The sequence below is a fragment of the Paraburkholderia sp. genome, from assembly GCF_036488505.1.
Classification (GTDB): domain Bacteria; phylum Pseudomonadota; class Gammaproteobacteria; order Burkholderiales; family Burkholderiaceae; genus Paraburkholderia.
Genome location: NZ_DASXHN010000468.1, coordinates 1 through 4,578, shown reverse-complemented (window position 1 = coordinate 4,578; position 4,578 = coordinate 1). Strand labels below are relative to the sequence as shown.

6 protein-coding genes are annotated in these 4,578 nt (G+C 62.8%); 4 read left to right on the top strand and 2 right to left on the bottom strand.

What is annotated here, in order from left to right:
• The 3 genes from ccsB to msrQ all read left to right on the top strand — a co-directional run.
• Positions 1 to 591: c-type cytochrome biogenesis protein CcsB (ccsB, locus tag VGH68_RS26985; RefSeq protein WP_331606780.1), on the top strand; the 591-nt coding region annotated here is incomplete at its 5' end.
• Between the two features lie 192 nt (positions 592 to 783).
• Positions 784 to 1,779, top strand: a complete 996-nt coding sequence (gene msrP, locus VGH68_RS26980) for a protein-methionine-sulfoxide reductase catalytic subunit MsrP (protein ID WP_331606779.1) — start codon at positions 784 to 786, stop codon at positions 1,777 to 1,779.
• Between the two features lie 9 nt (positions 1,780 to 1,788).
• Positions 1,789 to 2,481, top strand: coding sequence for a protein-methionine-sulfoxide reductase heme-binding subunit MsrQ (gene msrQ / locus VGH68_RS26975; RefSeq protein ID WP_331606778.1), 693 nt, complete (start codon positions 1,789 to 1,791; stop codon positions 2,479 to 2,481).
• A gap of 123 nt (positions 2,482 to 2,604) precedes the next feature.
• Here the strand turns inward: msrQ and lysA are convergent, their stop codons facing one another.
• Positions 2,605 to 3,867: a diaminopimelate decarboxylase gene (gene lysA, locus VGH68_RS26970; protein WP_331606777.1), complete on the bottom strand. Its 1,263-nt coding sequence runs from the start codon at positions 3,865 to 3,867 to the stop codon at positions 2,605 to 2,607.
• A 9-nt stretch (positions 3,868 to 3,876) separates the two neighbouring features.
• On the bottom strand, positions 3,877 to 4,221 hold the full coding sequence (gene lptM, locus VGH68_RS26965) for an LPS translocon maturation chaperone LptM (RefSeq protein WP_331606776.1): 345 nt from the start codon (positions 4,219 to 4,221) through the stop codon (positions 3,877 to 3,879).
• Positions 4,222 to 4,256: 35 nt separating this feature from the next.
• Between lptM and cyaY the strand changes: the two genes are divergently transcribed.
• Positions 4,257 to 4,574: an iron donor protein CyaY gene (gene cyaY / locus VGH68_RS26960; RefSeq protein WP_011490036.1), complete on the top strand. Its 318-nt coding sequence runs from the start codon at positions 4,257 to 4,259 to the stop codon at positions 4,572 to 4,574.
• Positions 4,575 to 4,578 lie beyond the last annotated feature (4 nt).

Here is a 4,578-nt window from a genome sequence, read left to right as displayed (position 1 = left end):
ACCGCACTGTTCTATCTGTACTACGAGCAGCACTACAACACTCGCGCGCTCGGTGCGTTCGTGCTGCTGGTGATCAGCGCGGCTGTCGGCTTCCTGATGTGGTACTCGGTTGCGCGCGACGCACAGCAGATTCAGCCGCTGGTGCCGGCGCTGCAAAGCTGGTGGATGAAGATTCATGTGCCGGCGAACTTCATCGGCTATGGCAGCTTTGCGTTGTCGGCGATGGTCGGTGTTGCCTATCTGGCCAAGGAGCGCGGCGTGCTGGCGGACCGTCTGCCCCCGCTCGAGGTACTCGACGACGTGATGTACAAGTCGATCGCGGTTGGTTTCGCGTTCTTCACGATTGCCACGATTCTTGGCGCGCTGTGGGCGGCCCAAGCGTGGGGTGGCTACTGGAGCTGGGACCCCAAGGAAACCTGGGCGTTGATCGTGTGGCTCAACTACGCGGCCTGGCTGCATATGCGTCTGATGAAGGGGCTGCGCGGCGCGGTGGCCGCGTGGTGGGCGCTGACCGGCCTGCTGGTCACGACCTTCGCTTTCCTTGGCGTGAACATGTTCCTGTCGGGCTTGCATAGTTACGGCAAGCTGTAAGATCCACCGCGCTGAACCGACCAACAACCGCCGCTGCTCTGCACCGGCGGTTTTTTTATGGCGGCCGGAATATCCGTTGCGTCCATGGTGTTCGTTAGCGATGTACCCGTGGACGACTGACGCCCGGAACAAGTGATCATCAATATCGGCCCGCGCGGTACTCAGGCAGGTGGGCCGGCAAGGAGCAGCACGATGTGGATCAAGCGAAGCGATAGCAGTCAACTGAGCGGCGATAACATCGCGCGCAGCGAAATCACGCCGCAGCACGTGTTCGAGAACCGCCGGCGCATCCTTCAGGCGGCCGGCGCAATGGCGCTCGGCGGCTTGATCGGCGTGAACGGCGAAGCATTGGCGGCTTACACGTCGCCAGACTCGAAGGCGCAAAAGCTCGCGGCAAAAACGAATACGAAGTTCGTTGCATTGGACAAGGTCACGCCGTACAAGGACATCACGACCTACAACAACTTCTACGAGTTCGGCACCGACAAATCCGACCCTGCGCAAAACGCGGGCACGCTGCGGCCGCGTCCGTGGAAGGTGAGCGTCGAGGGCGAGATCAAGAACCCGAAGGTCTACGACATCAACGAACTGCTGAAGCTGGCGCCGCTCGAGGAGCGCGTGTACCGGATGCGCTGCGTCGAAGGGTGGTCGATGGTAATTCCGTGGATCGGCGTATCGCTCTCCGAGTTGATCAAGCGCGCGGAGCCGACCGGCAACGCGAAGTACGTGCAGTTCATCACGCTCGCCGATCCGTCGCAGATGCCCGGACTGTCGACGCCGGTACTCGACTGGCCGTATTCTGAAGGGCTGCGGATGGACGAAGCGATGCATCCGCTGACGCTGCTGACGATGGGCGTCTACGGCCAGGTGCTGCCTAATCAGAACGGCGCGCCGGTGCGCGTCGTGGTGCCGTGGAAGTACGGCTTCAAGAGCGCGAAGTCGCTGGTGAAAATCCGCTTCGTCGACAAGCAGCCGCCGACCAGCTGGAACACCTACGCGTCGAACGAATACGGCTTCTATTCGAACGTGAATCCAAATGTCGATCATCCGCGCTGGAGCCAGGCGACGGAGCGGCGAATCGGCGAAGACGGCTTTTTCACGCCGAAGCGCAAGACGCTGATGTTCAATGGCTACGGCGACCAGGTCGCATCGCTCTATCAGGGCATGGACCTGAAAAAGAACTTCTGAGGCACGACGATGGCTTCCGATACGCAATCTGTGACCCCACGCGGGAATGCGACGCGTGCATCGTCGGCCACCGCGCGCCGGCCGGCCGGCGCCGCGCGCTGGATCGTGCCGGCCAAAGTCGCGGTATTTATCGCGGCGCTGTACCCGCTCGCGCGCATCGTGTTGTTCGGCATCACCGACCGCCTCGGCGCAAATCCGATCGAGTTCATCACGCGCTCGACGGGGCTGTGGACGCTGGTCTTCCTGTGCATCACGCTGGCGGTGACACCGATACGCCGCCTCACCGGTGTGGCGGCGTTCGTGCGTTTTCGGCGCATGCTCGGGCTCTATACGTTTTTCTACGCGGCGCTGCATTTCACCACCTACCTGTGGTTCGACAAGTGGTTCGATTTCGCGGCGATTCTGAAGGACATCGGCAAGCGGCCGTTCATCACCGTCGGGTTCGCGGCGTTCGTGCTGCTGATCGCGCTCGCCGTCACGTCGCCGCGTGCGATGGTGCGCAAGCTCGGGCGACGCTGGCAGACGCTGCATCGCACGATCTATGCGATCGGCGCGCTGGCGATCCTGCATTTCTGGTGGATGAAGGCGGGCAAGCACGATCTGCTGCTGCCGAAGATATACGGCGCGATCATGATTGCGCTGCTGGGTTGGCGATTGATCGTGTGGTTGCGCGAACGAGGCGCGAACGCGCGTCGACGATGACGGCGAGCGCCGCCGGATTCACCGCGCTCGAATAGCAAAAAGGCGATGCCAACGTAGTGGCATCGCCTTTTTTCGATCAAACGTCGCTGTGACGCGGTGACGCGGTGACGCAGGGCTCGGCGTTTACGCCGGCAGAATAGTTTCGCCAGCAAACAGGTGCTGCACCTCTTCGCGCGCACGAACCAAGTGCGCCTGTGTACCATCCACCATCACCTCCGCAGCACGCGGGCGGGTGTTGTAGTTCGAGCTCATCACGAAGCCATACGCGCCCGCCGAGCGGATCGCGAGCAGATCGCCCGCTTCGACCGCGAGCAACCGTTCGCGCCCCAGCCAGTCGCCGCTTTCGCAGACCGGGCCGACCACGTCGTACACATGCGCGGGCACGTCGCGCTTCACGACCGGCTCGATCGCGTGATACGCGTCGTACATCGCGGGGCGCGCGAGATCATTCATGGCGGCATCGACGATCGCGAAGTGCTTTTCAGCGCCCGGCTTCAGGAATTCGAGACGCGTGAGCAATACGCCCGCGTTGCCGACCAGCGAGCGGCCCGGCTCGAAATACACGTCGCGATGGCCGTGGCCGCGCGCTTCGATGCGATCGAGCACGGTACGCACGAACTCGCCGATTTCCGGCGGCGTTTCGTCGTCGTAAGTGATGCCGAGACCGCCGCCCACGTCGACGTGATGAATCGTCGAGCCGTCCTGTTCGATCTGCTCGATCAGTTCCAGCAGCTTGTCGATTGCGTCGAGATAGGGCGCGACTTCGGTGATCTGCGAGCCGATATGGCAGTCGATGCCGACCACCTCGAGATTCGCCATCGCCGCGGCCGCCTGGTATGTGGCGCGCGCTTCTTCGAAAGCGACGCCGAACTTATTGGACTTGAGACCGGTGGAAATGTACGGGTGCGTCCTCGCATCGACGTCGGGGTTCACGCGCAGCGACACCGGTGCCTTCTTGCCCATTTCACCCGCTACCGCATTGAGCCGATCGAGTTCGGGAATCGACTCGACATTGAAGCATTTGACGCCGGCCGCGAGCGCCTCGCGCATTTCGTTCACACTTTTACCGACACCCGAAAACACGATGTTTTCCGCTTTTCCGCCCGCCGCCAGTACGCGCGCGAGTTCGCCGCCCGACACGATGTCGAAACCCGCGCCCAGCCGTGCGAACACGTTCAGCACCGCGAGATTGCTGTTGGCTTTCACGGCCACGTGCACGCTCGCGCGACGGCCGGCACAAGCCCCCGCGTACGCGTTCCAGGCGGCGGTGAGCGCCGCGCGCGAATACACATACAGCGGCGTGCCGAACTGCTCGGCGAGGGAAACGGCAGACACATCTTCGACGTGCAAGACGCCGTCGACGTAGCCAAATGTGGATCGAGTCATGCGAAAGTCTTATTGAACGGAAGGGGCGGCAGAGGCTGGCAGTGGTGCCGATGGGCCCGATGCATCCGAAGCAGGCGGTGTGGCAAGCTGATCTTCAGGCGCGAGTGACAGCGGCGTACCCGAGGTGTCCGGAATCGAGCTTGTATCGGCGGCATCGCCGGCAGCCGGTTGCGTTTCATCCGGCGGTGGCGTTTGTGCGCGATGAGCTGGCGGGGCAGGCAGCGGTGGCACGGCCGGCAGGTAGAGCGAGCCGCGTTGACCGCAACCGGCGAGCGCACAACCTGCGAGAATGGCCAAACCCGCTACAATCGCGCGGCCGGGCGCCGCCGCGCGCATCCGAGATACGACTCGCATGACTGTCCCTGAATAAATAATCGATGGAGTTTAGCATGTCCGATAGTGAATACCTGACCCGCGCGGAAGCCGCGCTAGCCGCCATCGAACGCGCGCTCGACGACACGGATGCCGACATCGAACTGGAGCGCAGCGGCAACGTCCTGACCCTCGAATTCGAGAACCGCTCGAAGATCATCGTCAACCTGCAGCCACCTATGAGCGAGATCTGGATCGCCGCGAAAGCCGGTGGTTTCCACTTCCGTTTCGTCGACGGCGAATGGCGCGACACGCGCAGCGGCACGGAGTTTTTTGCCGCGCTGTCGGAGTACGCCACGCAGCAGGCGGGCGAGCCGGTTCACTTCGAAGCGTAAGACC